Annotated in this window: 26 protein-coding genes; 22 read left to right on the top strand and 4 right to left on the bottom strand. The window is 69.2% G+C overall.

Going from position 1 to position 24640, the window contains the following annotated elements; all coding sequences use genetic code 11:
- The first annotated feature begins 3 nt into the window (after positions 1-3).
- From CSIV_RS04895 to CSIV_RS04865, 7 genes are all read left to right on the top strand, one after another.
- The gene (locus tag CSIV_RS04895) at positions 4-846 is read left to right on the top strand and encodes a hypothetical protein (RefSeq protein ID WP_077050291.1); all 843 of its coding nucleotides are present in this window, start codon (positions 4-6) and stop codon (positions 844-846) included.
- Complete coding sequence (locus CSIV_RS04890; RefSeq protein ID WP_077050290.1) at positions 843-1310, top strand: hypothetical protein; 468 nt, start codon at positions 843-845, stop codon at positions 1308-1310. The genes CSIV_RS04895 and CSIV_RS04890 overlap by 4 nt, the downstream gene beginning before the upstream one ends.
- A complete protein-coding gene (locus CSIV_RS04885; RefSeq protein ID WP_077050289.1) occupies positions 1310-1663 on the top strand; it encodes a hypothetical protein in 354 nt (117 codons plus the stop codon). The genes CSIV_RS04890 and CSIV_RS04885 overlap by 1 nt, the downstream gene beginning before the upstream one ends.
- A complete protein-coding gene (locus CSIV_RS04880) occupies positions 1660-1989 on the top strand; it encodes a hypothetical protein (protein WP_077050288.1) in 330 nt (109 codons plus the stop codon). Before CSIV_RS04885 ends, CSIV_RS04880 begins: the two co-directional genes overlap by 4 nt.
- A gap of 134 nt (positions 1990-2123) precedes the next feature.
- On the top strand, positions 2124-2387 hold the full coding sequence (locus tag CSIV_RS04875) for a hypothetical protein (protein ID WP_077050287.1): 264 nt from the start codon (positions 2124-2126) through the stop codon (positions 2385-2387).
- Positions 2388-2392: 5 nt separating this feature from the next.
- Positions 2393-4945, top strand: a complete 2553-nt coding sequence (locus tag CSIV_RS04870) for a right-handed parallel beta-helix repeat-containing protein (RefSeq protein WP_077050286.1) — start codon at positions 2393-2395, stop codon at positions 4943-4945.
- A gap of 13 nt (positions 4946-4958) precedes the next feature.
- Positions 4959-5420: a hypothetical protein gene (locus tag CSIV_RS04865; RefSeq protein WP_077050285.1), complete on the top strand. Its 462-nt coding sequence runs from the start codon at positions 4959-4961 to the stop codon at positions 5418-5420.
- A gap of 183 nt (positions 5421-5603) precedes the next feature.
- On the opposite strand, the gene CSIV_RS04860 is transcribed toward CSIV_RS04865, so the two are convergent.
- Both CSIV_RS04860 and CSIV_RS18240 read right to left on the bottom strand, forming a co-directional pair.
- Positions 5604-5882 (bottom strand): hypothetical protein, encoded by a 279-nt coding sequence (locus tag CSIV_RS04860; protein WP_077050284.1) that lies wholly within the window; start codon positions 5880-5882, stop codon positions 5604-5606.
- Between the two features lie 210 nt (positions 5883-6092).
- Entirely contained in the window at positions 6093-6266 is a 174-nt protein-coding gene (locus CSIV_RS18240; RefSeq protein WP_175627556.1) for a hypothetical protein, read from the bottom strand.
- Positions 6267-6337: 71 nt separating this feature from the next.
- Between CSIV_RS18240 and CSIV_RS04850 the strand changes: the two genes are divergently transcribed.
- A complete protein-coding gene (locus CSIV_RS04850) occupies positions 6338-6559 on the top strand; it encodes a DUF3263 domain-containing protein (RefSeq protein ID WP_077050282.1) in 222 nt (73 codons plus the stop codon).
- An 861-nt stretch (positions 6560-7420) separates the two neighbouring features.
- Here the strand turns inward: CSIV_RS04850 and CSIV_RS04845 are convergent.
- Together CSIV_RS04845 and CSIV_RS04840 are read right to left on the bottom strand one after the other, a co-directional pair.
- Positions 7421-8620 (bottom strand): tyrosine-type recombinase/integrase, encoded by a 1200-nt coding sequence (locus tag CSIV_RS04845; protein WP_274519540.1) that lies wholly within the window; start codon positions 8618-8620, stop codon positions 7421-7423.
- Positions 8621-8964: 344 nt separating this feature from the next.
- Positions 8965-11022 carry a helix-turn-helix transcriptional regulator gene (locus CSIV_RS04840; RefSeq protein WP_175627554.1) on the bottom strand — a complete coding sequence of 686 codons (2058 nt, stop codon included), beginning with the start codon at positions 11020-11022 and terminating at the stop codon, positions 8965-8967.
- Between the two features lie 255 nt (positions 11023-11277).
- On the opposite strand from CSIV_RS04840, the gene CSIV_RS04835 reads away from it, so the two are divergent.
- The 14 genes from CSIV_RS04835 (at position 11278) to thrB (ending at position 24558) form a co-directional block, all read left to right on the top strand.
- On the top strand, positions 11278-11994 hold the full coding sequence (locus CSIV_RS04835; protein WP_083735026.1) for an alpha/beta fold hydrolase: 717 nt from the start codon (positions 11278-11280) through the stop codon (positions 11992-11994).
- 77 nt (positions 11995-12071) lie between these two features.
- Positions 12072-12536 carry a RidA family protein gene (locus CSIV_RS04830; RefSeq protein ID WP_077050278.1) on the top strand — a complete coding sequence of 155 codons (465 nt, stop codon included), beginning with the start codon at positions 12072-12074 and terminating at the stop codon, positions 12534-12536.
- Between the two features lie 44 nt (positions 12537-12580).
- Positions 12581-13294, top strand: coding sequence for an alpha/beta fold hydrolase (locus tag CSIV_RS04825; RefSeq protein ID WP_077050277.1), 714 nt, complete (start codon positions 12581-12583; stop codon positions 13292-13294).
- A gap of 61 nt (positions 13295-13355) precedes the next feature.
- A complete protein-coding gene (locus tag CSIV_RS04820) occupies positions 13356-14177 on the top strand; it encodes an alpha/beta fold hydrolase (protein WP_077050276.1) in 822 nt (273 codons plus the stop codon).
- Between the two features lie 177 nt (positions 14178-14354).
- Complete coding sequence (locus CSIV_RS04815) at positions 14355-14609, top strand: DUF6458 family protein (protein WP_077050275.1); 255 nt, start codon at positions 14355-14357, stop codon at positions 14607-14609.
- 37 nt (positions 14610-14646) lie between these two features.
- Entirely contained in the window at positions 14647-15783 is a 1137-nt protein-coding gene (locus tag CSIV_RS04810; RefSeq protein WP_077050274.1) for a serine/threonine-protein kinase, read from the top strand.
- Positions 15780-16286 carry a hypothetical protein gene (locus tag CSIV_RS04805; protein WP_077050273.1) on the top strand — a complete coding sequence of 169 codons (507 nt, stop codon included), beginning with the start codon at positions 15780-15782 and terminating at the stop codon, positions 16284-16286. Before CSIV_RS04810 ends, CSIV_RS04805 begins: the two co-directional genes overlap by 4 nt.
- A 44-nt stretch (positions 16287-16330) precedes the next feature.
- Positions 16331-17140, top strand: a complete 810-nt coding sequence (locus tag CSIV_RS04800; RefSeq protein ID WP_077050272.1) for a transglutaminase-like domain-containing protein — start codon at positions 16331-16333, stop codon at positions 17138-17140.
- Between the two features lie 39 nt (positions 17141-17179).
- Positions 17180-18844: an arginine--tRNA ligase gene (locus CSIV_RS04795; protein WP_077050271.1), complete on the top strand. Its 1665-nt coding sequence runs from the start codon at positions 17180-17182 to the stop codon at positions 18842-18844.
- Positions 18845-18846: 2 nt separating this feature from the next.
- Positions 18847-19617: an LmeA family phospholipid-binding protein gene (locus CSIV_RS04790; protein WP_077050270.1), complete on the top strand. Its 771-nt coding sequence runs from the start codon at positions 18847-18849 to the stop codon at positions 19615-19617.
- Between the two features lie 169 nt (positions 19618-19786).
- Positions 19787-21217 carry a diaminopimelate decarboxylase gene (gene lysA / locus CSIV_RS04785; protein ID WP_077050269.1) on the top strand — a complete coding sequence of 477 codons (1431 nt, stop codon included), beginning with the start codon at positions 19787-19789 and terminating at the stop codon, positions 21215-21217.
- Positions 21214-22545 carry a homoserine dehydrogenase gene (locus CSIV_RS04780; protein ID WP_077050268.1) on the top strand — a complete coding sequence of 444 codons (1332 nt, stop codon included), beginning with the start codon at positions 21214-21216 and terminating at the stop codon, positions 22543-22545. Before lysA ends, CSIV_RS04780 begins: the two co-directional genes overlap by 4 nt.
- A gap of 1 nt (position 22546) precedes the next feature.
- On the top strand, positions 22547-23629 hold the full coding sequence (gene thrC, locus CSIV_RS04775; protein WP_077050267.1) for a threonine synthase: 1083 nt from the start codon (positions 22547-22549) through the stop codon (positions 23627-23629).
- Positions 23626-24558, top strand: coding sequence for a homoserine kinase (thrB, locus tag CSIV_RS04770; RefSeq protein ID WP_077050266.1), 933 nt, complete (start codon positions 23626-23628; stop codon positions 24556-24558). The genes thrC and thrB overlap by 4 nt, the downstream gene beginning before the upstream one ends.
- Positions 24559-24640: the final 82 nt, after the last annotated feature.

The raw sequence follows: 24640 nt of genomic DNA, 5'->3' as shown, positions 1-24640 counted from the left end.
CGCATGGTGCTGTCCTGGAACGACGCCGTTGATATCGGCTACGGCCGTGGTCGCCTCGCTCGGGAGGCCGCGGAGTCACTGTCCCGAGTGGACGCGGCGCTCGGTCGACCGGCGGACATCAACGAGGCGTGGCGGTCGCCGGAGCAGGCGAACGCGAACTACGCCCGGTACCTCGCCTACCTCCGCGACCCGCGCAACAACCCGTGGGCGCCGATCGCGCTTCCCGCCGACCAGTCCGTGCACTGCGTCGGATACGCCGTCGACACCGACGACACCGCCGACTGGCAGATGCGCGTCTGGAACGACCACGGCTGGTTCTGGACGGTCTACCGCAACGGGCAGCTCGTCGAGCGCTGGCACCTCGAGTACGACCGCGACCGCGACAACCACCGCAACCAGCCCGCGTCTGTGGGCGGTTCGACCCCTTTCACCCCGGCTCCTGTCGAGCCTCCCAAGAGGAAGAAGCGCACCATGATCAACGCAGCATGGCAGGACGAGAACGGCACGATCGCCGTGCAGGCCGTCCCTGGCGGGAAGGTCACCCTGCTGACTGACCCGCGGGAGTGGGCGGGTATCGCGGCGGCCACCGGAGCAGAGGCCGCCCGGGTGAAGAACGACGAGCTGCAGCAGGTCCTGCAGCGGTACGGGCAGATCACCGCCCCCGCGTTCGACACCTCGACCGGGGCGGCCGCGCAGATCGTCGTTCCTCTCGACGGCGCGAGCGACCGTTACCAGGTCGTCGGTGACCGGGTCGAGTGGATCAACGGCGACCAGCTGCAGAAGCTGCTGGACACGGGCGCGCGCACGGTGTTCCTCGCGCGTGACCAGATCGACCGGATGAAGTGACCGTGTGGCTTCGCCTGTGGCGGGCGAGCATCTGGCACCCCGACGCGATCCCCCCGGACGAGTGGAAGTTCCGATCCCTGAAACGGGTCTGGCTGCCCGCGTACGACGTGATCGTGGTCCTCGCGGGCATCTGGGCTACAGCGTTCGGTTCGCCGATCCTGCACCGGCTGTTCGACGAGAACACGATCGACACGATGGGCATGACTCTCACAGTCGCGGCGGTGGTGTGCCTCCTCGGCGTCGCGTTCCCTCGCCTGTGGCAGGTGGAGATCGCCGGGAAGGTGATCCTCGTTGCTCTCCTCGGCGGGTACGCGATCGCGGTGATGCTGTTCCGCACGAACCCCGATCCGTCGGCCGGGTTCATCGTGTTCGTCCTTCTGACCGCGCTCCCGCTCCCGCTGTTCCGGCTGAACCTCCTCGGCGAGGAGATCAAGGACCGCCGCGACGACGAGAGCGAGATCTGATGGAACCACAGCAGATCGTGACCATCGCCGTCGCCGTGATCGGCCTGGTCGGCATCGTCGTCACCTACTACGGCACCCGCGGGAAGACGAAGAGCGACGCGAAGACCGCGCTCGACGCCCGCATCGACGCCCGAGTGAAGACCGAACTCGAGCGGGTCTGGGCACGCCTCGACTCGGTGGAGAAGCTCGCCGTGCGCCGGTCGGCCGCGTTCGCCCGCATTCTCCGTGCGATCGCTGACCAGTGGCCGGGTTCGCACGGACCCGACCTGGATCCCGTGGACATCGCGGAGATCGAAGACACCATCCCGCCGCAGTGGATCCGCCGCGGCGAACGAAAGGACACCCCGTCATGAAGGCTCTGTTCGACTCCATCGTCCGCACTCTCGTGCCGATCATCGTCGGCGCGGTCATTGGCTGGGCGGTGACCAGCGGCATCACCCTCGACGACCAGTTCGAGGTGGCGCTGACCCTCGTCATCACGGCCGCGTTCCAGGGCGTGTACTACGTCGCGGTGCGGCTGCTCGAGCTGTACGTGGCCCCCCGGTTCGGGTGGCTGCTCGGGATCGCCCGTCAGCCGGCGTACGCGCCCGACCCGTCGACTGTGACGCGGTCCGAGTATCAGGACGCGGTCGACCCGCACACGGCCCGCTACCGGGCGCCTGGCGCGCACAACGAGTGATCCGGTTCCTGGCGGCGGTCGCGATCACCCTGATCACCGCGGCCGCCGCCTTCACGATCTACGCGTCACCCCGCACCACCCCGTCCTCACCTTCGCCGTCACCCTGTCGGCATCACCCCGCGTAGGAGGCGTCCATGCCGTTCACTCCACCGCAGTGGCGCGATGGCGACCCGTCCAAGGCCGTCACCGCCGACAAGCTCGACACCCTCGGCCAGCAGTACGCCGAGGTGGCCGCTGACGCGGACAACCCCGACACGCCAGTCGGAGCGGCTGTCACGCGCGCGATCGTCGCCGCGGGCGCCGGCGGCGGATTCGTGGACAACGGTGACGGCACGCTCACCCTCAACCCTGGTGCCTTCATCGACAACGGTGACGGCACCCTGACCCTCGGAGGTTGACCCCGATGGCTACGAGCATCTACAGCAAGCCCGGTGCTGACGCGAAGTTCCTCGCGGCCGCGGCGGCACCTGCGGCAACGTCACGGGCGACCGGATCCGTGAACCTGCTCGAGTGGGTGAGCTCAAGCAGCCTCCCCAACCGTGAGAACGGCGACGCCAAGCCCCTTTTCGATCAGGTGCTCACCGACCTCGCGACGATGTACGCCTCCGACGGACGCGTGTACACGGCGTTCGCGCCGGCTGGGCGCTACGCGTTCTCGGCGCGTCTGACACCGCCCACAGGTGGCAAGTTCGGTGTCCGCGGTGAGGGCATGGGGCGCACCCGGTTCCTCACGTCCGCGTCGAACTCGTGGCTGGGCATGAACCAGTTCAACGTGGGCGACCCGGACTTCCAGTGGTCGGACATGTTCTTCGAGGACTTCACGATCGACGGGACCGCGCAGCCGATCGGATCGTCGTACGTGGCGGGCCTCAAGGGCTTCATCATGCACAACTTCCGTGACACGTACTTCCGTCGCGTGAAGGTGTTCAACACCCACGCGACCGGGTTCGGCATCGACTACTCCGACAACGTGTGGTTCATCGAGTGCATCGCGGACTCGTGCGGTCGCGCGCGGGCCACGTTCCAGCCCGACCCGGAGACCCGCTTCGGGTCCGGTTCCGGGTTCGGTATCGGCTTCGGGCAGAAGCGGTCCGAAGCGATCTACATCATCAACTCCATCGCCCGGAACAACGGGGCATCGGGGATCTTCGGCGAGCAGCTTGGGCAGCCCGAAGCGCAGTACAAGGCCGCCGGCCTGTTCGTGTCGAACGTGCTCCTCGAGAACAACGCGATCGGCATGAACGACACCGGCACCCGCGGCACGCAGGCGACCGGTGTTGTCGCCCGGTACAACACGTACGCGGGCTACCGGGTGGGTATCTCGAACGCGTCCGAGCAGGGCGGCATCGACGGGCAGGTGAAGGGCCTCACCGCGTACGGCAACAAGGTGGGTGTCGCGCTCGAAGGCAACGCCGAGGGCACGTACCTGTTCGACGGCGTCGAGCTCTACGACAACACGGGCCCGGGCGTCGAGTTCCGGTCGACCACGAACGCGTGGCCTGGCCGCCACATCCGGTTCCGCGGCCCCCACATTCACGAGAATGGCGGCGCCGGCATCCTCGGATCCACGACGAACCCGATCGTCGGCCTCGAGATCCGTGACGCGCTCATCCACGACAACGCCGGCGACGGCCTGTCGTTCTACTCGCCGTTGACGCGCCCCAAGATCACGGGCCGTGTGTTCGGCAACACGGGGTGGGCGCTCGCGCTGCGCGGGTCGGCGGAGACCGAGTCGCCGACGATGACGCTGGACGTGCACGGTTCGTCCGGTGGTGCGTTCCTCAAGGAGCACACGATCACGGACCAGACGGGCATCGCGATCACCGGCAACCCGACGACGGTGAACATGCCGTTGACCCGCCCGGTGCCGGATTCGTCGCTGACGAACTGGGTTCCGACGTCGTCGACGCTGGCGTACGCGGCGTCGTTCACGGGTGTCGACAGTGTGGATCTTGGTCCGCACGCTGCGGCCACGGCGACGGGCAGCAGCCCCCGCATCGTGTCCACGGGCGTCGCGGTGACGGCGGGGCAGAACTGGACCGTCTCGATCTACGCGATCGGCCCGCAAGGCAAGTCGATCCAGCCCGCGGCACGCTTCGGAACCGGTGGTTCCGCAGTGTGGGTCGCCGGCCCGATCTCCCGTGCGACGGGTTCGGTGCAGCGCCTGTCGTTCACCGTGCAGGTCCCGGCCGGTCAGACGGTCATGGGTTCCGCGGTGATCGGCGCGTCGGGGACGTCGGCATGGGGTGCGGGAGACGTGCTCCGTGCGACGAAGGCAAACGCGACGCGCGGCGGTCAGCTCTGGTCGTACATCGACGGGTCTCAGGCGAACTGTGCGTGGGACGGCACGGCGGGTGCGTCGGCATCCACCCTCACGATCCCCGTCCCGGTCGCTGTCCCCGGGTTCTCGTACAAATTCGCTTCGATGGCGGACGGTGCCCTGCCCTCGCCGTGGGCGTCGATCGTTTCCTCCGGGACGGCGATCCCGGCGGTCGTGTCCGGTGGCGTGCTCACGTACGGCACCGGCGGCAACTCGCCTCGCACCGTGTGGGTGCGTGAAGGTGACGGCTCGAACGGCTTGTTCGAGGCCACGGTGGGTAACCCGTCGGAGTTCTGGCTCAGCCTGGTGCTGCGGGTGACCGATGCGAACAACTTCGTCGCGGTGGACTTCCGCCGGTCGTCCACGGTCAGCACGGTTCGCCTGTCGAAGCGTGTGTCGACGACGCTGTCCGAGGTGGCGTACACACCGTCCGTCACCCTCGCGGCGAACGACGTGATCCAGGTCGTTCCGCTGGGCAGCAGCGTCGACGTGCGCGTCAACGGGGCCAGCCTGTTCGGTGGCGCTCAGACGATCGCGGAACACACGTCGGTCACGAAGCACGGCATCCTGCTGGTGTCGTCGGCTGTGGCCCGCGGCGAATCGCTCAAGACCCTCTCGTTCACCCCGAGCGCCTGATAGGAGCATGAGCATGAGCATCACCGCGGAGGAAGTCGTCAAGGGCTTCCAGGCGACGTACGAGATCGAGCGCCTGAACGCGCCCGACTTCGACCGACCGAATGTGCGCGTCATGGCGTCCTGGACGGTCGAGGGTGACGAGCGCCCGGACGGGTGGGACATCATCGGCGTGGTGACCGGACCGAACGGCTTCGAGACGGTCGTCACGGTCGACTACGGCAACGAGTGGGATGTCGGCGCCTACGGTGCCCTCATGAACAGCGACGGTGCCGGGGAGTACGTCATCGACTGGGAGCTGCGTCACGGCGACGGGGCGACCGTTCCGATCCACTCGGACACGTACCAGCTCGGCGGCGAAGATCCTGTCTACGAGGTCGCTCCTGCGGAGTACGAAGCCAAGAGCCTGACCGGTGCTGTCCCGGAACCGGTCGAGTTGGAAGACCTCTCGGTCTACGACGTCGAGAACACCGTCTGATGAGACGTCTGCTGAGAAGGACGTACGAGGTGCCGGCGCTGGACTACTGGCTGGGTGTGGGCTGCGTCACAGCTCTATCGGTCAGCGGTGCCGTACACCTGCTGGGATGGATACTCTCGACCATCTGAACGAAACGCCCCTGGCGTCCCCATGACGGGGATGCTGGGGGCGTTTTCGTCGTTCCTACTCGCGCACGGTCACCGCGTTGCGCCACACGACCGGTTCCCAGTGGTATCCGTTCACATCAACCGCGACAATCACGACCCTGTCATTCGCACCACGCGCGACACCCGGGACTCGTTCCGCGGGCCGGTCACGCCACTGCACCCACACCCACACCGGCCGCGGCACGGTGAACCACTCGACCGGGGTAGGTCCGAACGCCTGCTGCGGCAGTGTGCACGGCGCCACCCGCGTGAGCGTCCGCTCGAGCTTCTCGTCCGTGACCTTCGTCGAACCCATGAACCCGAACCGTAGACGCCCCCTCCGGCACGATCACTGCCCCTCCCGCACTGCGTGTGCTGGGAGGGGCGTTTCGTGCGTCAGTGAGGCGCACACCGCCGCTGGTGGGTTATCACGTGGACCCGGCAGACGTGGCACCACGTCGCGGCGATCACCGTCCCGCACCGTGGGCACGCGATCGGAGGCGGGAGAGTCACGCCAGGCTGGGGATCAGCGACCGTCCGAGGGCGGGGTGTCACGGCCGGTGCGCTCACGCCAGTACACGTAGTACTTCAACCCCTCCGTGACCGCCGACCTCACCACGAAGAACAGGACCGCGAAGAAGATGCCCCCACCGATCAGGTACCCGACGATGTAGGTGAGGAAGGGCGTCGTGTCGCTCATGACCAGCACCCTATCCGCCACCGGTCGGGGACGGCAGGCCGGATGTCGGAACCCCGGCGAACACTATCCATATGCCCACCGTCCCCGAACTGTTCGCCTTCGAGAACCAGCACCCCAGACACACGTCCCACAAAGAGATGCTGATCGTCGACGAGCTCGGACTAGCACCGGCCCGGTACTACCAGCTGCTCAACCACGCCGCGGGTTCGCTCGAAGGTGTGCAGCTCGACCCGATTCTCTGCCGGAGGGTGACGCATTCACGATTAGTCAGGGACGATCGTCCGGCTTCATAGGCCTGCTCGCAGCACGTTGCTGGTCATAGTGGCGAGAGCATAGACCCCTGGCAACGATCGGGCGGGCGCAGAGTTCTGCCGAGCATGTCGGCACCTTGCCCTCTTGGATGCGCTTCTGCTGCCAGTGGTATCGACAAAGGCCAAGAGCCGTATGGACTCGTTCGCAACCGGCTACTTCACAGGAGCGCTTCTCCTCGTTCGGCTTACGCTTCAGGTCGGTATTCGTCCGACCGTCCTCCACGGCATACCCCAGGCCGGTGACATAGCTCCGGGCAGACTTGCGGGTCAACCCGAACTTCTCCGCGAGTTCCGCTATCGCGGACCATGTCTGCGAACTTCCCTCCCAGAATTCCCTCACCTCGGCCTTCAGCTCGTTGGCACGTGCGCTTTGAGCGGCGCGGGCCAGATTCCGGCTAGCAGTCGAAGCCTTCTTGAGTGCAGTCGTCTGGCGGCGGCCATGCGCGGCCCGCCGCTCGACGGCAGCCCGGGCACGTGCGCGGGCTTTCTCTGGGGAGTCCTGCGCGCGAGACCACTCGGATCGCTTCGCGTGGGACTCGGCATCCGTCAACGTGGCCTTGAGGGAAAGGCCAGCCATCTCTCTCACCTCAGGACCCGAAAGGCCGTGCGTCAGCGAGATGTGACCAAGAGGCATCTTGTACGGCCCCAATCCGCAGAAAGGGCAGAGCAGAGCTTCCAAATAGCTGCGCATCGCCTCCGGCGTAGGTGCTGAAACTCGCGTCCCCGCAGAACCGGCGTTACCGTGCTTCGTGCGCGAATCACTCTTGAGAAGGTGATCGTTGACGCCGCGAGTCTTTGCGGTACGGCCACGGGATGATGCCCCCATCTCTCAAATCCTCTCTTTCAGTAGGCGTCGTAGCCCAGGCTTCCGGACATAGCGAGGAGAGCCTGACGCATGCGCTCCCGGTTCGCCTTCGACCGGTACTCCCGAGACATCGCCCGCGTCGAGTGACCGACGATGTCCATGATCGTGTCCATGTCCACCCCGGCCGCATCGAGAAGGTCGACCGTGGTATGCCGAAGGTCGTGGAGCCGGACTGGCCGTTCGATGCCGGCGGCGTCCCTGGTCGCGTTCCACCGTGTCGTCGCTTCATCCGGGTCGATGGGGGCCGGCACACCGGCCCGCGCGGATACGAACGCGAGACCCCACGGGTTCTCCGTCGCGGCCTCCCGGGCCGTGTTGAGGATCGACCGGAGCGGATCGACGAGGGGGATGATGCGCCACCCTGCGCGGGACTTCGGTCGGGTCAGGTGCAGGCCACCCTGCAGGTGGCGGTGCTCGAACCCCTCGGGCACGATGAACCGCCGCTTCGGGCACTCAGACGGCCGCGGAAGTCCACACCGCCCGCGGCATCCGTGCGCGTACTCCAGACGCTGCAACTGCCAGGACAGGTCGATGTCTTCCCCGATGCGGTCCCATTCGAGGCCGATGACCTCGCCGCGGCGGGCGCCGGTGAGGATGAACGTCGCCCACATGTACGCGTCGGGTGACGCGCTGAACGCCTCGAGCAGACGCTGCGCCTCCTCGACGGACAGCACCTCGAGGTCGGCTACCGCCTTCCTGGGGCGGAGGACGAGGTCGACGGGGTTCCGGTCGATCTTCTCCTCACGCTCCGCGTCGGCGAACATCGCCGCCATGACGCCATGGGCGTTCCGGCGGTACGTGGATGACAGCCCGGCCGATTCCATCCGGGCGAGTACCTTCCGGACCGCGGCCGCATTCAGCTTGTCGAGCCTCGTTCCCCCGATCACGGGGACGATGTGGTTCTCGATGACGGATCGGTAGGAGGCGACGGTCTTCGGTCGGCGGGTCTTCGCGACGATCTCCGTCATCCAGTAGTCCGCCCATGCCTCGACAGATGGGGACGAGGTACGCAGGTCGCCTTTCCGATCCAGGGCGGCGAGCACTCGATCACGTTCCTCTACGAGGTCCGTCTTCGACCTCCGCCGGATGTACTTGCGACGTCGTCCCCCATCGGGCCCAGCGGGAAGCTCGATGGCGACCGCCCAGTACCCGCGGCTGTCCTTGAAAATCTCGGGCATGCGGAGACTCCTGGGGCGGTGGTCAGAGGGTGATGAAGAAGGGGGCGCGGGCTCCATTGACCGCTTCTCTTCTTCTCGCGCGTTCGACGTATGCCACCGCTTGGTCCCTTCTGGAGTGCAACCATCTGGTGCAACCATTTCGATTGCCCGCAGTGGGCCGTAGTGGCTCACAGTGGTAGGCTACAGTCCAGATGTGACCCATCGCAAGTCAGGAAAGAACATCTGCGTGGTTTCCGGTACCAAAGGTCGCAGGTTCGATTCCTGTCGGGGGCACCAATACAGATGAAGGATCGCGGGTCTGCACGGCACGCGGTCCTTCGTCGTTTTCGGGGACGATCCGAGACCTACGGTTGCGCGTCGTTCCCCGCGGCGTGGGCAGCGAGGGCGTCCCGTAGTTGCGCCCGCGTGGTGATCCCCAGCTTGGGGAAGACCTTGTAGAGATGCCCGCCGACGGTACGCGGCGAGAGATAGAGCTGGTGCCCGATCTCCTTGTTGGACAGCCCACCGGCGGCGAGCTCCGCGATCCGAGCCTCTTGCTCGGTGAGCTCGGCGACGCGCACCACCACGTCGCGCTGACAGGCGCGAAGCTCCCGACGCACCCTCTCCAACCACGCGCCGGCGTCGACGCTCTTCAGATCGATTTCGACACGGTGGAGGTGGCGCCGCGCTTCGGCGGTTCGCCCGAGCCGGCGCAGACGCTCGGCATAGACGAGCCGGAGTCGAGCCGCTTCGTAGACGAACGGGACGGCCTGCGAACGAGCGAGCAACGCCTCGGCGGGCGCGAGAGACGTCCGGACCGCGATGGCGGCATCGCACGCCGAGAGGACGAAGGCGGCGCGCTCGGATCCGTACGGGGGCAGGATCTCCCGCGTGAGCTCCACCCGCGCCGCGGCATCCTCGATCTGGCCCAGCAGAATCGCGTAGTCGACGAAGTCGAACAGTTCCACCGGACCGCACGGGCCGACGGTGAGATCGAGGATGTCCGGTTCGCGCGTGGACAGGAGCGCCAGAGCATGCTCGTAGTTCCCCTGGGGTCCCTCGATGAGTACTTCGACGGAATCCAGCACCAGCCGGAGCCGGTAGGCCCGACGCAGAACCGGGTCCGCCCGAACGCGGTCCAGCCGGACGCGGGCGCTCTCGGTCTCGCCTCGGAAAGCGTCCCTCAAAGCGATCAACGCCTCCGCGTTGAGTCGCATGAGGGGCGCCGGAACGATCCGCGTGGTCTCGATCGCAAGGGCGGTGACCGATTCGAGCATCTCCCAGTGCTGGTTGTGAGCGAGCATCACGGACAGCCACGTCGCCGCTACGGTCCGGATCAGTCGGTTGCCTGAGCGCCTCGCGAGTTCGGCCGACGATGAGATGGATGCCAGCCGCATATCGCGATAGGCGAGCACGACCGACGCCACGCAACCGGCGAGTTGCACCCACCCGCGCTTGTCGTCGCCGGGTGCGGGGTCCAAGTGCGCTTCGAGGACGGCGTTCGGGGCTCCGATCGTTGCGGTGATCGCGGCGATCGACGGGTGCAGGTCCACCGTCGCGGCCGAGCACGCGCCGAGGAAATCGCCCCACGCGGTCGGGTCGCCGTCGATCATGTTCGCGAGCGCATACACCGAGAGCGCTTCGCCCACCGCGGTCGGCGTCAGATCCCGCTGCTCCAGGCGCGCCGCGATGGTGGCGCGTGCGGCCCCGGTGTTGTTGTCCACGATGGCCTGTCGGAGCGCTCTGGTCGGGGCGCTCTCACGAATGAGAACTCTCGTGTCGCTGAGCGTGAAGTACTGCAGGACTCGCTCCGCCTCGGTGAAGTCCCCCTCGAAGGCGGCGACATTGGCAGCGGTCGAAGCGTACATCGCCGCGTAGTCGGGAGTGGGGGCGGCCTCGCCCGCGCGAACCAGACAGGCCATGGCCCACGACGGGCGGTCCGAGGCCACGAAGAACTCCGCCGCAGCGCCGAGCTCCGTGCTCTCCACCGGCTCCCCGGCCAGCAGCAGGTGCAGTGCGCCACCGTGTCGACCTGACGGGCTCGTCGAACACGCCTCCGCGGCGAGCAGATGGTCCTCGCGTTCGGCGCCGGCCAGGACGGAGAGGCGGTGCACGTCGGAATTCCAGGTGATGAGCCCACCCCGCTCGACGTCCACGAAGCCGCTGGCGGTTGCCGTCGCGGGGTCCAGAGCGAGAACGCCCGCATCGCGTTGCAGCGCGAGGGCGAGCAGCTGACCGCGAAGGGCGGGAGTCAGGGCACGGAAGCCGGTGACGATGTCGCGGCCCTCCGGTGGGAGGTCGCCGAGTTTGGGGAGGACGTCGGGCCAGCGATCGTGACGCGACAGGCGCGCGATGACCTCCGCTGGCACCTCGAGGTCGCCGTACAGGTCCTCGACATGTCGCAGGATGAGGGCCGACGGCACCGGCATCTCGTCCTCCAGGCGCGTTGGGGTTCGGGGCCCCCAGCATACGAAGATTCCCGATCACCGGCGATCCCCCCGGGTCAGGACTCGATCCGGTGTGACGCGCGGGTTCCCGCTGAGCACGCGGGGCGCCGGTGTCCCGTCGATGACTCGGACGAGTCGATCGACTCATGCCGTCAGTCGATGGCCTGGATGACGATCGCTTCATGGACGCACCGTCCCCACACCTCCACGGATCGAGAGGAAGAAGCGATCATGTCACCGTTCAGCAACACCACTGCGGTCTTGGTCCACGGGGCATTCGCCGACAACTCCAGTTGGACCGGCGTGGTCGAGCGACTGAACCGGAACGGAGTTCGGGCGTGCGCGGCCTCCAACCCGTTGCGCAGCGTGTCCGACGACGCGCAGTACATCGCCGACGTGGTGCGCGGCATCGACGGCCCTGTGGTTCTGGTCGGCCACTCGTACGGCGGATTCGTCAACACCCAGGCCGCGGCACTCGTCAGCAACGTGGAGGCGCTCGTCTACGTCTCGGCCTTCGCGCCGGACACGGGCGAGTCCCCGGCGCAGCTCACGACCCTTCACCCCGGCAGCACGCTCTGCGAGAGCGTGGTCGGCACCCCGCTCAGTTCGGGCGAGCTCGATCTCACCATTCGCCCCGACCACTTCCGGCGACAGTTCTGTGCGGATGTGAACGACTCGACCGCGGCGATCATGGCTGCCACGCAACGAGCGATCTCCAGCCGGGCCGTGAACGAGGGACTCCGGGCGACCACGCCGGGTTGGCGCGGCATCCCGTCGTGGTTCGTGTACGGCACCGAAGACCGGAACATCCCGGATGCCACGCTCGCCTTCTGCGCGGAACGAGCGCGTTCGCGTGGCACCACGCGCGTCGAGGGGGCGTCGCATGCCATCTCCGTGTCCGAGCCGGAAGCCGTCGTGCAAAGCATCCTCCTGGCCATCGCGCGCTGATCCGGCCGACGGCCACTGCGTCCCGACCATCTCCACGACTCCCGCTCCCCACCCGTTTCCACCGAAAGGACCACCGCATGTCCCTCATCGACGACCGTCTCGCCGAACTCGGCGTGGCCATCCCGGATCGCGCCGCCGCCCCCGCGGGAATCTACGTTCCCGCGGTCGCCACGGGGAGCCTCGTCCACACGGCCGGCCAGCTTCCGCTCATCGACGGAGCACTGACCGGGTCGGGCAAGGTCGGTGCCGACATCACCCTCGAACACGCTCAGGAGTGTGCCCGCACCGCCGCGATCAACGCGCTCGCGGCCGTCGCGGCCGTCATCGGCTCTCTGGACCGCGTCACGCGCGTGGTCAAGGTGGTCGGATACGTCGCCTCCGATCCGGAGTTCTTCGGCCAACCCGCCGTGCTCAACGGCGCCTCCGAGCTCATCGGCGCGATCTTCGGACCGGCGGGCGTCCACGCCCGAAGCGCCGTGGGCGTCGCCGTTCTGCCCCTCAACTCGCCCGTCGAGGTCGAACTCGTCGTCGAGTTCGCCTGACCCCACCCGTTCCGCCCCCACCCGAAACAGAAAGAAGCACGAACATGACTCACACCACCGTCGTCCTCGTCCACGGCGCCTTCGCCGAGTCCGCCAGCTGGAACGGCGTCATCGCGGCCCTGCACCAGAAAGGCGTGACCGCGATCGCCACCCCCAACCCCCTGCGCAGCGTCACGACCGACGCCGACAACGTCCGACGCGCCGTCGATTCCGTCGGCGGGCCCGTGCTCCTCGTCGGCCACTCGTACGGCGGCGCCGTCATCTCGGAGGCGGCCGTCGACAGCGATGTCGTGAAGGGGCTCGTCTACGTCGCGGCGTTCGCGCCGGAACACGGCGAGACCTCCCTCGGACTGACCGGTCGATTTCCGGGCAGCACGCTCGGCGACACCGTCCGCTCTTACCCCCTCGGCGACGGGACCAACGACCTGATCGTCGACCGGGAGCTCTTCCCGAACCAGTTCGCCGGAGACGTGGATGCCGAAGACGCCAGGCTCGCCGCGGCCACGCAACGCGCGATCCGTGATTTCGCGCTGAGCGAGCCCCAGCCGGCGGCGGTCCCCGCGTGGAAGACCCTTCCCTCCTGGTTCATCTTCGGCACGGGCGACAAGAACATCCCGGTCGAGGGGCTTCGCTTCATGGCGGACCGGGGCGGATCGCGCAAGACCGTCGAGATCGACGGCGCTTCCCACTCGGTGATGGTGTCGCACCCCGGTGCGGTGGCAGACCTGATCGTCGAGGCGCTCGCGGACCTGCCGTGATCGGTTCGACGACCCTTCCGTTCCCTCCCACACCCCGCAGATAGACACCCAGGAGATCACGATGCCCTACTTCACCACCGCTGACGGAACCGAGCTCTACTACACGGACCAGGGGGAGGGTCAGCCCGTCGTGCTCAGCCACGGGTGGCCGCTCAGCTCCGACGCGTGGCAGGTCGAGGTCAAGCTCCTCGCCGACGCCGGCTACCGCGCGATCGCTCACGATCGTCGGGGCCACGGGCGGTCTGCGAAGACGTTCACCGGCAACGACATGGACACGTACGCCCATGACCTCGCGCAACTCGTCGACCACCTCGATCTCACGAACCTCGTGGTGATCGGCCACTCCACGGGCGGCGGAGAGGTCGTGCGCTACGCCGCCCGACACGGCGTCGGCCGCGTCGCGAAGGTCATCACGATCGGGGCCGTGCCGCCGGTGATGATCCAGAGCGAGAACAACCCGGGTGGTCTACCGCGGGAGGTCTTCGACGGCATCCGTGCCGGGGTTCTCGAGGACGCCTCGCAGTTCTACAAGGACCTCACCGAGCCCTTCTTCGGCGCGAACCGCGAGGGTTCCTCCGTATCGCAGGGCGCCAAGGACGACTTCTGGCGTCAGGGCATGCTCGTGAACCTCGCGGCCGCCTACGACTGCATCGCGGCGTTCTCCGAGACCGACTTCACCGACGATCTCCGGGCGCTCGACGTGCCGATCTTCATCGCCCACGGCGATGACGACCAGATCGTCCCGATCGCCGCTGCGGCGCTGAAGTCGGTGGACCTGGTCGCGAAGGGGAGCCTGAAGGTCTACCCGGGGGCACCGCACGGCATCTACGGCGTCTTCCGGGACGAACTCGATTCCGACATCCTCGCGTTCATCGCCCGCTAGCGCGCTTCGAGAACACCGCAAGGCTGCGTCGTAGTCGGCTCGCATGACCGGGCCGACTACGACGCTTCCGTGTGACAGCGGGTCGGGCCTCCGACCGCCGCGCTCTCCGTTGTCAAGACCTTCCGCCCGATCGGCGGGGGACTGGCATCCTGACTTCACCCTCCCGAAAGGACTGTCATGAGCATCGGAGCCGGAATCGCGCTGATCGTCATCGGCGCCATCCTCGCGTTCGCCGTGGATCTTCCGAACGACTACGTCGACCTCACGACGATCGGCTACATCATGATGGGCGCGGGGGCCGTCGTCTTCATCATCGGACTGGTGCTCCTCGTCCGCCGTCGGCAGACCGACACGGTGACGCGCACCGAGGGCGTCGGCGGCGCGCAGGTCACCCGTTCGACCACCCGGTCGTCGAACGACGACCTCGTCTGACTTCTCCGCGGGGGGCGTACGACCCCTGAGGACCCCTATGACCGACACCGATACGACGCAACCGGCCGATCCGGCCGCCGCCGACCTCTTCGATGGGCGCTACCGCCTCGGCCGTGTGCTGGGAACGGGAGGATACGCGCGCGTCTACGAGGCCGTCGACACGTCCCTCGGGCGTACCGTCGCGCTGAAGGTGATGATCGGCGACGGCGCCGATCCGGCGGATGCCGCGCGCGTGCGGTCAGAGATCCGACTGCTCGCCTCGTTGTCGCATCCATCACTGGTCACCCTGTACGACGCCCGTCTGTCGTCGACGCCCACGTACCTCGCGATGGAGCTCATCGCGGGCCCGACGCTCACCGACGTCATCGAGCGCGGACCTGTTCCGCCCGCCGACGCCGCCCGCTACGGCCGCGAGATCGCGGAAGCCCTGGCGGTGGTCCACTCGCGCGGCATCGTCCACCGCGATGTGAAGCCCTCGAACGTCCTCCTGCGGCCGCCCGCCCACACGGGGGAGCGGACGCGGGCGACGCTGGCCGACTTCGGGATCGCCGCGCTCGTCGGCGCCACGCGGGTCACCCGCGCCGACACCGTCATCGGAACCGCCGCCTACCTCAGCCCCGAGCAGGCGCGAGGGATGCCGGCCGCCCCGGCGAGCGACGTGTACTCCCTGGGGCTCGTGCTGCTCGAGGCCCTCACCGGTCGACGCCCGTTCGGAGGGCGCACCCCGCACGAGGCTCTCGCGGCGCGTCTGGTGTCTCCGCCGGACATCCCGGACGACGTTCCCGCCCCGTGGCGCGCCCTCCTGTCGCGCATGACCGCGATCGACCCGGCCGAGAGACCGGATGCCGCCGCCCTCGGGGCCGAGTTGCGCGCCCTCCCCGGCGAGTCGGTGCCGCTCACTCCGCTCGGCGCCACGGCGCTGATCGACGGGCCGGCGCCGGAGGAGCTCACCCGCACGCGGGTCCTCCCCCCGGTCGCGGCGCCGCCGCGTCGCGGGGGCCGTCGTCGCACGGTCGTCGTTGTCGCCGTGATCGCGGCCGTCCTGGCCGTCGGCGGTGCGGCCGCGGCGATCGGGGTGAACGCCTCGGCCCCGGCATCCGATCCGTCGCTGCCGTCGCTCCCCGCGCCGCTGGACCAGCACGTCGACGACCTGTGGAAGGAAGTGGGACCGTGACCCGGCGTTGTGTCCTGGCTCCCGTGCTCGCGCTGGCGGTCGGTCTCGTGCTCGCGGGCTGCACACCGCCGGCCGCCGAGCCGACCGCGTGGCAGGGTGTCGTGCAGACGCTCGCGAGCCAGGCGTCGGCTGGGGACTACACCTCCGCGTCCGCGACGTTGGACCAGCTCGAGGCCGACGTCATCGCGCAGCGCGACGCCGGGACGATCGCGTCGGCCGAGGCGGAGGCGATCCTGTCCCGCATCGCGACCGTCCGAGCCGACCTGGCGTCTCTCGCGCCGAGCCCGGAGCCCACTCCCGAACAGACGACGGAGCCGGTGACGGAGGAGACCTCCGAGCCGACGCCGAGCACGGTTTCCGACGACGGAGAGACCGACGACGAGAAGAAGGAGCCCGCGGGGCCGGGCGAGAAGGACGCGGAGAAGTCGGGCAAGGGCGACAGCGGCAAGGGCAAGAGCGACGCCCCCACCGCCCCCGGCGGACCGGGCAAGAAAGACGGATGAGCGAGGCGCGCCGCACCCCTCCTCCGTCGTGCGAGGATTGCCCGGTGCCGCGCCGAGTGACCGCTGAACTCGACCTCGATCTGGGGGCGTCCGTCGACCTCATTTTCCAGATCACCGCCGCCCAGGGCGTTCCGCTCGCCAGCGAGCAATTGACCTTTTCGAGCGGCGATCGCGTGTACACCCCGACCGAGATCGTCGACCAGTCGGGCAGTCGTCTGCACCGTCTCGCGGGCGAGCCCGGGCCGCTGACCGTGCGGTACGAGGCGGTCGTCTCCGGGGCGTCTCCGACGCTGCACACGAGCGATCTCGAGACCATCACGTACCTGCGTCCGAGCCGGTACTGCCAGTCCGACGAGGTGTTCGCGCAGGCGCGTCGGCAGTTCCGCGGACTCGCCGGGGCCGATCTGATCGCCGCGGTCTCGTCGTTCGTGGCATCCAGCGTGACGTACACCCCGGGGCTGAGCCTCGGCACCGACAGCGCCGTGACCACCCTCATGACCGGCCAGGGCGTCTGCCGCGACTATGCCCACGTCGTGATCGCGCTCCTGCGCGCGATGGACATGCCCGCCCGCTACGCCGCGTGTTACGCGCCCGGCCTCGAGCCCATGGATTTCCACGCCGTCGCCGAGGCGTACCTCGACGGTGCCTGGTACGTCATCGACGCGACCCGGCTGTCGGACCGTCGGTCGCTCGTCCGCATCGCGACCGGACGCGACGCCGCGGATTGCGCCTTCCTGAGCTACCACGGCGGGTACGTCGGGCTCGACCGCATGTACGTCGACGCCGTGCACGAGGGGGATACCGCGGATGCCGCGTCCTCCGACGACCACGAAGCTCTGGTGCAGATCGGCTGAGTCGGGCCCTCGGGCGCCTCGGCCTAGAATTGCAGGGTTATGGATCCCGCAGCCCTCTCCGCCGCCCTGCTCGCCGTCATCGCCCCGCTCGCCGAGGCGCGACGCGAGGGTTCGTCCGCGGGGATCACCGCTGCCGATCTGCCCCTGGAGCGGCCCAAGAACCGTGACCACGGCGATTGGGCGTCCAACGCGGCCCTGAAGCTGTCGAAGGTCGTCGGGGCGAATCCGCGGGAGTTCGCCGCGGAGATCGCCGCGGGCCTCGAGAGCGTCGACGGCATCGCGAGCGTCGAGGTCGCCGGTCCCGGCTTCATCAACATCCGACTGGATGCCGCCGCCGCCGGTGCCCTCGCGAAGACCATCGTCGAGCAGGGCGCGGCGTTCGGAACGAACGACTCCCAGCGCGGCAACACGATCAACCTCGAGTTCGTCAGCGCGAACCCCACCGGCCCGTTGCACATCGGCCACACCCGCTGGGCGGCCCTGGGCGACGCGATCGCGCGCGTGCTGCTGGCGAGCGGCGCCACGCTCGTCCGCGAGTTCTACATCAACGACGCCGGTGCGCAGATGGAGCGCTTCGGGCGCTCGGTGGTCGCGGCGCTGCACGGCGATCCCACCCCCGAGGACGGCTACGGCGGCGCGTACATCGCGTCTTTGGCCGAGCGGGTCGCCGCCGCGCGCCCCGACATCCGCGACCTCGACCGCGCCGAGCAGATCACGGTCGCGACCGAACTGGCGTACGGGTTCCAGCTCGGCGAGATCCAGGCCTCCCTCGAGCGCTTCAACGTGCACTTCGACGTGTGGTTCTCGGAGCGCACGCTGCACGCCCGCGTCGACGGCCAGCCGAGTCTCGTCGACGAGGCGGTCGACCGCCTGCGCGAACAGGGGCACGTCTTCGACGACGAGGGCGCCGTGTGGGTGCGCACCACCGACTTCGGCGACGACAAAGACCGTGTCATCCGTCGATCGAACGGCGAGTACACCTACTTCGCCGCCGACGCCGCCTACTACCTCAACAAGGGCGACCGCGGGTACGCGCACAAGATCTACCTCCTCGGCGCCGACCACCACGGGTACGTGCACCGCCTCAAGGCCCTCGCGGGCGCCGCCGGCGACGACCCCGAGAAGGACATCGAGGTGCTCATCGGGCAGCTCGTCTCGATCAACGGCGCGAAGCTCTCCAAGCGCGCCGGCAACATCATCGAGCTCGACGACCTGCAGGAGTGGCTCGGAACCGACGCGCTGCGGTACTCGCTCGCCCGGTACCCCGCCGACTCGCCGCTCACTCTCGACCCCGAGATCCTGCAGAAGCGCACCAACGACAACCCGGTCTTTTACGTGCAGTACGCCCACGCGCGTACGCACAACGTGGCCCGCAACGCGGCGGACTCGGGCGTCGACCGGTCCGATTTCGCGCCCGAGCTGCTCGAGCACGAGACGGAGTCGGCCCTGCTCGGTGCCCTGCAGGAGTATCCGCGCATCGTGGCCTACGCGGCCGAGGTGCGCGAGCCGCATCGCGTCGCGCGCTACCTCGAGGAGCTCGCGGGCCTGTACCACCGCTGGTACGACAACTGCCGTGTCATCCCGCTCGGCGATGCCCCGGTCGAGTCCGTGCACCGCACCCGCCTGTGGCTGAACGACGCGACCGGTCAGGTGCTGCGCAACGGCCTGGCGCTGCTCGGCGTGAGTGCCCCGGAGCGGATGTAGTCATGGTGGATGCCGCACGCCCCCGCCGGCGCACCGGACGAGTGATCGCCGTCGTCGCCATCATCGTCGTCCTCGTCGCGGGGCTGCTGGTGGCAGCCGAGTTCATCGCGCGGTCGGCGGTCGCGAACACCGTGCGCTCGCTCGTCGTCCAGCAGGTCGGCCTGCCTGCCGACCAGCAGGTCGACGTCGAGGTCCCCGGCATCGTGCTGCCCCAACTTCTGAAGGGGCGCCTCGATCAGGTGGCGGTGTCCGCGGACGATGTGGCGCTCGGCCCGCTGAACGGCGACGTCCGCGTCGACCTGCAGGACGTGCCGGTCGCGGGCGATGCCCCGGCGGCGGGGGGATCGGCATCCGTTCGCCTCGATCCCGACCAGTTGCGCACCCTCCTCGCGCAGATCCCGGGCTTCCCGGCCGACACGGTCGGCACCGCGGCCCCGGATGTGACCCTGACGACGCAGTTCTCGGTGTTCGGCGTGCCGATCCCGGTCGGGATCTCGGCCACGCCCGGCGCGGCCGACGGAGACCTCACGCTGACACCCAGCTCGTTCGACCTGGGCGGCAACCGTCTCGACGCCGATGCCCTGCGCGGCCAGCTCGGCGGGGTCGCCGATGCGGCGCTGAAGACGTGGACCCTCTGCATCGCCGACCGCCTCCCCGCCGGATTGCAGCTGGATTCGGTCAGTGTCCAGGGGGAGGACGTGGTGGCGACCTTCTCCATCGACGGCCGTCTGCTGAACGATCCGGCGCTGCAGCAGAACGGCACCTGCGGCTGACCCGGTCGCCCGCGGACCCGCGGTCGCCTCCGGGGCGGAGCGGGCGTGGGACGGGGGCGGCATATGCCGTGCCCTAGACTGCAAGGACTGCCCGTCGCGTGACGCCCCGCGGGGGCAGGAGCCGTGATCCGCGGCCGTCGCGTCGCCGCAAAACCCGATTGGTTCCTCCGTGTCCGCCTCGCACTCCGCGCTCGTGCCCGAGTGGCTCACCGCCCCGGCCGAAGCGAACGAGCTCGTCGCCTCCGTCTGGCCCTCCTCGGCCCGTCGCTCCGACGACGGTTCCGTCGAGATCGGCGGGGTGTCGGTGTTCGACCTCCGCGACCGCTTCGGGACCCCGCTGTACGTGCTCGACGAGGACGAGGTCCGCGCGCACGCCCGCCGCGCCCGCGCCGCCTTCTCCGCGGCCGCCGAGCGGCACGGCATCCGGTCCCGCGTCTACTACGCGGGCAAGGCCTTCCTGTCCACCGAGGTCGTGCGGTGGGTGACCGACGAAGGTCTCGCGGTCGACGTGTGCACGCGCGGCGAGCTCGAGGTCGCCCTGGCCGCCGGCGCCGACCCCGCGCGCCTGGGGTTCCACGGCAACAACAAGAGCGTCGGCGAGCTGGAGCGGGCGGTGGAGGTCGGAATCGGCTCCGTCGTGGTCGACAGCCCCGTCGAGATCGAGCGCCTCGCCGCGATCGCCGCGCGCCGCGGTGCGGTGCAGTCGGTGCTCGTGCGCGTGCGCACCGGAGTGCACGCCGAGACCCACGCGTTCCTGGCCACCGCCCACGAGGACCAGAAGTTCGGCTTCTCGCTCGAGGGGGCGGCCGAGGCGGTCGCGCGCATCCGCGAGCTGACGAGCCTGCGTTTCGTGGGGCTGCACGCCCACATCGGCTCGCAGATCTTCGACTCGGCGGGCTTCCGCGAGTCCGCGGCCCGCCTCGTCGACCTCCACGCCGATCTCCTGGCCGGGGGCGACATCCCCGTGCTCAACGTCGGGGGCGGATTCGGCATCTCGTACACGTCCGTCGACGACCCGCGACCGATCGAGGACATCGCCGACGGCATCCTCGACGCCATCGCCGACGAGTGCGCGGTGCGCGGCATCGCGATGCCCGACGTCGCGTGCGAACCCGGCCGTGTCATCGTCGGACAGGCCGGCGTGACGCTGTACGAGGTCGGGACGGTCAAGAAGGTCACCGTCGGAGACGACCTCGAGCGCACGTACGTCAGCGTCGACGGGGGGATGAGCGACAACGCGCGCCCCGCCCTCTACGGCGCCGACTTCTCCGCCCGCGTCGTCTCGCGGACGAGCTCTGCGACCCCTGCGCTCTCGCGCGTCGTGGGGCGCCACTGCGAGTCGGGAGACATCGTGGTGGATGCCGAGTACCTCCCTGCCGACGTCGTGCCGGGCGATCTCCTCGCCGTGCCCGCGACGGGCGCCTACTGCTTCTCGCTCGCGAGCAACTACAACTACACGCCCCGCCCGCCGGTGGTGGCCGTCCGCGACGGCCGGGCCCGCGTGATCGTGCGCGGCGAGACCATCGACGATCTGCTCGCCCGCGACGTCGGCGTCGCGGCATCCGCTTCCCCCACCCCACCCCACGGAGACACCGAATGACCGACTACCGCACGCTGCGCGTCGCGCTGCTGGGCGCCGGTGCCGTCGGCTCGCAGGTCGCCGACCTGCTGCTCAAGCACCGCGCAGAACTCGCCGACCGCGCCGGGGCGAACCTCGAGCTCGCCGGCATCGCCGTCCGGAACCTCGAGGGCAAGCGCGACGCCGATCTGCCCCGCGAGCTGTTCACGACGGATGCCGAGGCCCTCATCAACGGCTCCGACATCGTCATCGAGCTGATGGGCGGGATCGAGCCCGCCCGCACGCAGGTGCTTCAGGCCATCAACTCGGGTGCCGACGTCGTCACCGCCAACAAGGCGCTCCTCGCCACGCACGGTTCCGAGATCTTCGAGGCCGCCGACCAGGTCGGCGCCGAGGTGTACTACGAGGCCGCGGCCGCCGGTGCGATCCCGATCATCCGGCCCCTGCGCGACTCGCTCGCGGGTGACCGGGTCGTGCGCATCATGGGCATCGTCAACGGGACGACGAACTACATCCTCGACCGCATGGACACCGAGGGCGCCGACTTCGACGACGTCCTCGCCCAGGCGCAGGCGCTCGGATACGCCGAGGCCGACCCGACCGCCGACGTCGAGGGATTCGACGCCGCGCAGAAGGCCGCCATCCTCGCGAGCCTCGCATTCCACACCACCGTCCCCCTGGATGCCGTCCACCGCGAGGGCATCACCCGGATCGACGCGGCGATGATCGAATCCGCGCGTCACGCCGGCTACGTCATCAAGCTCCTCGCGGTGTGCGAGCGTCTCGCCGCCGCCGAGGGGGAGGCGAGCGAGTCCATCTCGGTGCGCGTCTACCCGGCGCTCGTGGAGCGCACGCACCCCCTGGCGAGCGTCCACGGCGCGAACAACGCCGTGTTCGTCCAGGCCGAGGCCGCCGGAGACCTGATGTTCTACGGTGCGGGCGCCGGCGGAGTTCAGACCGCTTCGGCCGTGCTCGGCGACGTCGTCTCGGCCGCACGCCGTCACATCGCCGGGGGAGTCGGTGTCGGCGAGTCCACCCGCGCCAACCTCCCGACCGTGCCGATCGGGCGCGTCATCACGCGCTACCAGATCACGCTCGAGGTCGACGATCAGCCGGGCGTGCTCGCCACGGTCGCCGGCATCCTCAGCGAGGGCCGCGTCTCGATCGCGACGGTCGAGCAGACCACCATCGAGCCGGATGCCGAGAACCCCGCCGCCGGGGGCTCCGCACGTCTGGTCATCGGAACACACCAGGCCCGTGAGCAGGATTTGAGCGAGACCGTCGAGCGTCTCGCCGCGAGCGGCGTCGTCGAGCGCGTGGTCTCCGTACTGCGCGTGGAAGGGAACTGACATGGCACACGTCTGGCGCGGAGTCCTCCGCGAGTACGCCGACCGTCTGGGCGTCACCGACGCCTCCACCGTCGTGACGCTCGGCGAGGGCGGCACGCCCCTGATCCCCGCTCCCGCGCTCTCGCGGCGCACGGGGGCCGACGTCTACGTCAAGTTCGAGGGCATGAACCCCACGGGCTCGTTCAAGGACCGCGGCATGACCGTGGCGCTCTCCCGCGCCGTCGAGCACGGTGCGAAGGCCGTCATCTGCGCCTCCACCGGCAACACGTCGGCCTCGGCCGCCGCCTACGCGGCGCACGCCGGCATCACCGCCGCCGTCCTCGTGCCCGAGGGCAAGATCGCGATGGGCAAGCTCAGCCAGGCCGTCGCCCACAACGGCCGACTCATCCAGATCCGCGGCAACTTCGACGACTGCCTCGAGATCGCGCGCGAGCTCGCCGACCACTACCCGGTGCACCTGGTCAACTCGGTCAACCCCGACCGCATCGAGGGGCAGAAGACCGCAGCGTACGAGGTCGTGGAGCAGCTGGGCGACGCCCCCGACTTCCACTTCATCCCCGTCGGCAACGCCGGCAACTACACCGCCTACTCGCGCGGGTACCGCGAAGAGGCCGACCGTGGCGTGTCGACGCGCGTGCCGCGCATGTTCGGCTTCCAGGCCGCCGGCTCCGCGCCCCTCGTGCGCGGCGAGGTCGTGAAGAACCCCGAGACCATCGCCAGCGCCATCCGCATCGGCAACCCCGCGTCGTGGGATCTCGCCCTCGAAGCGCGGGATGCCACCGACGGCTGGTTCGGCGCGATCGACGACGAGGGCATCCTCGAGGCGCAGAAGATCCTCGCGGGCGAGGTCGGCGTGTTCGTCGAGCCGGCGTCGGCCATCAGCGTCGCGGGTCTGCTCAGCCGTGCCGAGGCGGGCGTCGTCCCCGCGGGGGCGAAGGTCGTGCTCACCGTCACCGGCCACGGCCTGAAGGACCCGCAGTGGGCCTTGCGCCGGGCCGACGGCACCACGGTCGAGCCGACCGTGGTCGACGCCACCACCTCGGAGGTCGCCTCGGTCCTCGACCTGAAGCCGGTGGCCGAGTGACCGCAGCCCTCGGGCGCCGTGTCGCGGTCCGCGTGCCGGCGACGAGCGCCAACCTCGGTCCCGGGTTCGACACGCTCGGACTCGCGCTGAGCGTGTACGACGAGCTCACCGTCGAGGCACTGGAGCCCGGTCGCCTCGAGATCGAGGTCTCGGGCGAGGGCACGGCGGACGTGCCGCGCGACGCGTCGCATCTCGTGGTGCGCGCGCTCGCGCACACGTACGCCTCGGTCGGGCGGGAGCTCCCGGGGCTGCGTCTCGTCGCGCACAACGTCATCCCGCACGGGCGGGGGATGGGCTCCTCCGGTGCCGCGGTGGTCGCCGGCATCCTGGCCGCGAAGGGCCTGCTGCAGGGTGAGGTCGAGTTCACCGACGTCGACCTGCTGCGCCTCGCGACCGAGATGGAGGGCCACCCCGACAACGTCGCCCCCGGTCTGTTCGGGGGTCTCACGATCGCGTGGATGGATGCCACCGGCCCCCAGCACAAGCAGCTCATCGTGCATCGCGGTGTGTCGCCGCTCGTCCTCGTCCCCGGGTTCACGATGTCGACGGCCGTCGCGCGCAGCCTGCAGCCGCTGCAGGTGCCGCGGGAGGACGCCGTGTTCAACGTCTCGCGCTCGGCGCTGCTGATCGCGGCGATGACCCAGAGCCCCGAGCTGCTGATGGCGGCGACCGAGGACAAGCTGCACCAGAACTATCGCGCCCAGGCCATGCCCGAGACCGACCGCCTCGTGCGGGAGTTGCGGGCGGCGGGGTACGCGGCGGTCGTCTCCGGCGCGGGACCGAGCGTGCTCGTGCTCGCGGACGGTCCGGGGCAGCGCGTCGCCGCGGCGGACCTCACCGCATCCGTCGTCGACACCCCGTGGCAGGCGCTCATGCTCGCCGTCGACGTCAAGGGTGGTACAGTGAAGCCCGCAGAGGGTTCCGCTTAGCACGCGAATCTGAGCCTCTGCACCACCTGCGAAATCCGCAACAAATCGCGAACCCGGTCTCGGCTGCAGTCTCCCGAACCGC

Source organism: Microbacterium sp. CSI-V (genome assembly GCF_001984105.1).
Classification (GTDB): domain Bacteria; phylum Actinomycetota; class Actinomycetes; order Actinomycetales; family Microbacteriaceae; genus Microbacterium.
This window is presented reverse-complemented; position numbering and strand designations above follow the sequence as displayed.

Bases quoted from the DNA above. Each gene is read 5' to 3' on its own strand.
- CSIV_RS04895 (WP_077050291.1), top strand. From the start codon at position 4: ATGGTGCTGTCCTGGAACGACGCCGTTGATATCGGCTACGGCCGTGGT.
- CSIV_RS04885 (WP_077050289.1), top strand. From the start codon at position 1,310: ATGGAACCACAGCAGATCGTGACCATCGCCGTCGCCGTGATCGGCCTG.
- CSIV_RS04880 (WP_077050288.1), top strand. From the start codon at position 1,660: ATGAAGGCTCTGTTCGACTCCATCGTCCGCACTCTCGTGCCGATCATC.
- CSIV_RS04875 (WP_077050287.1), top strand. From the start codon at position 2,124: ATGCCGTTCACTCCACCGCAGTGGCGCGATGGCGACCCGTCCAAGGCC.
- CSIV_RS04870 (WP_077050286.1), top strand. From the start codon at position 2,393: ATGGCTACGAGCATCTACAGCAAGCCCGGTGCTGACGCGAAGTTCCTC.
- CSIV_RS04865 (WP_077050285.1), top strand. From the start codon at position 4,959: ATGAGCATCACCGCGGAGGAAGTCGTCAAGGGCTTCCAGGCGACGTAC.
- CSIV_RS04860 (WP_077050284.1), bottom strand. From the start codon at position 5,882: ATGGGTTCGACGAAGGTCACGGACGAGAAGCTCGAGCGGACGCTCACG.
- CSIV_RS18240 (WP_175627556.1), bottom strand. From the start codon at position 6,266: ATGAGCGACACGACGCCCTTCCTCACCTACATCGTCGGGTACCTGATC.
- CSIV_RS04850 (WP_077050282.1), top strand. From the start codon at position 6,338: ATGCCCACCGTCCCCGAACTGTTCGCCTTCGAGAACCAGCACCCCAGA.
- CSIV_RS04845 (WP_274519540.1), bottom strand. From the start codon at position 8,620: ATGCCCGAGATTTTCAAGGACAGCCGCGGGTACTGGGCGGTCGCCATC.
- CSIV_RS04835 (WP_083735026.1), top strand. From the start codon at position 11,278: ATGTCACCGTTCAGCAACACCACTGCGGTCTTGGTCCACGGGGCATTC.
- CSIV_RS04830 (WP_077050278.1), top strand. From the start codon at position 12,072: ATGTCCCTCATCGACGACCGTCTCGCCGAACTCGGCGTGGCCATCCCG.
- CSIV_RS04825 (WP_077050277.1), top strand. From the start codon at position 12,581: ATGACTCACACCACCGTCGTCCTCGTCCACGGCGCCTTCGCCGAGTCC.
- CSIV_RS04820 (WP_077050276.1), top strand. From the start codon at position 13,356: ATGCCCTACTTCACCACCGCTGACGGAACCGAGCTCTACTACACGGAC.
- CSIV_RS04815 (WP_077050275.1), top strand. From the start codon at position 14,355: ATGAGCATCGGAGCCGGAATCGCGCTGATCGTCATCGGCGCCATCCTC.
- CSIV_RS04810 (WP_077050274.1), top strand. From the start codon at position 14,647: ATGACCGACACCGATACGACGCAACCGGCCGATCCGGCCGCCGCCGAC.
- CSIV_RS04795 (WP_077050271.1), top strand. From the start codon at position 17,180: ATGGATCCCGCAGCCCTCTCCGCCGCCCTGCTCGCCGTCATCGCCCCG.
- CSIV_RS04790 (WP_077050270.1), top strand. From the start codon at position 18,847: ATGGTGGATGCCGCACGCCCCCGCCGGCGCACCGGACGAGTGATCGCC.
- CSIV_RS04780 (WP_077050268.1), top strand. From the start codon at position 21,214: ATGACCGACTACCGCACGCTGCGCGTCGCGCTGCTGGGCGCCGGTGCC.
- thrC (WP_077050267.1), top strand. From the start codon at position 22,547: ATGGCACACGTCTGGCGCGGAGTCCTCCGCGAGTACGCCGACCGTCTG.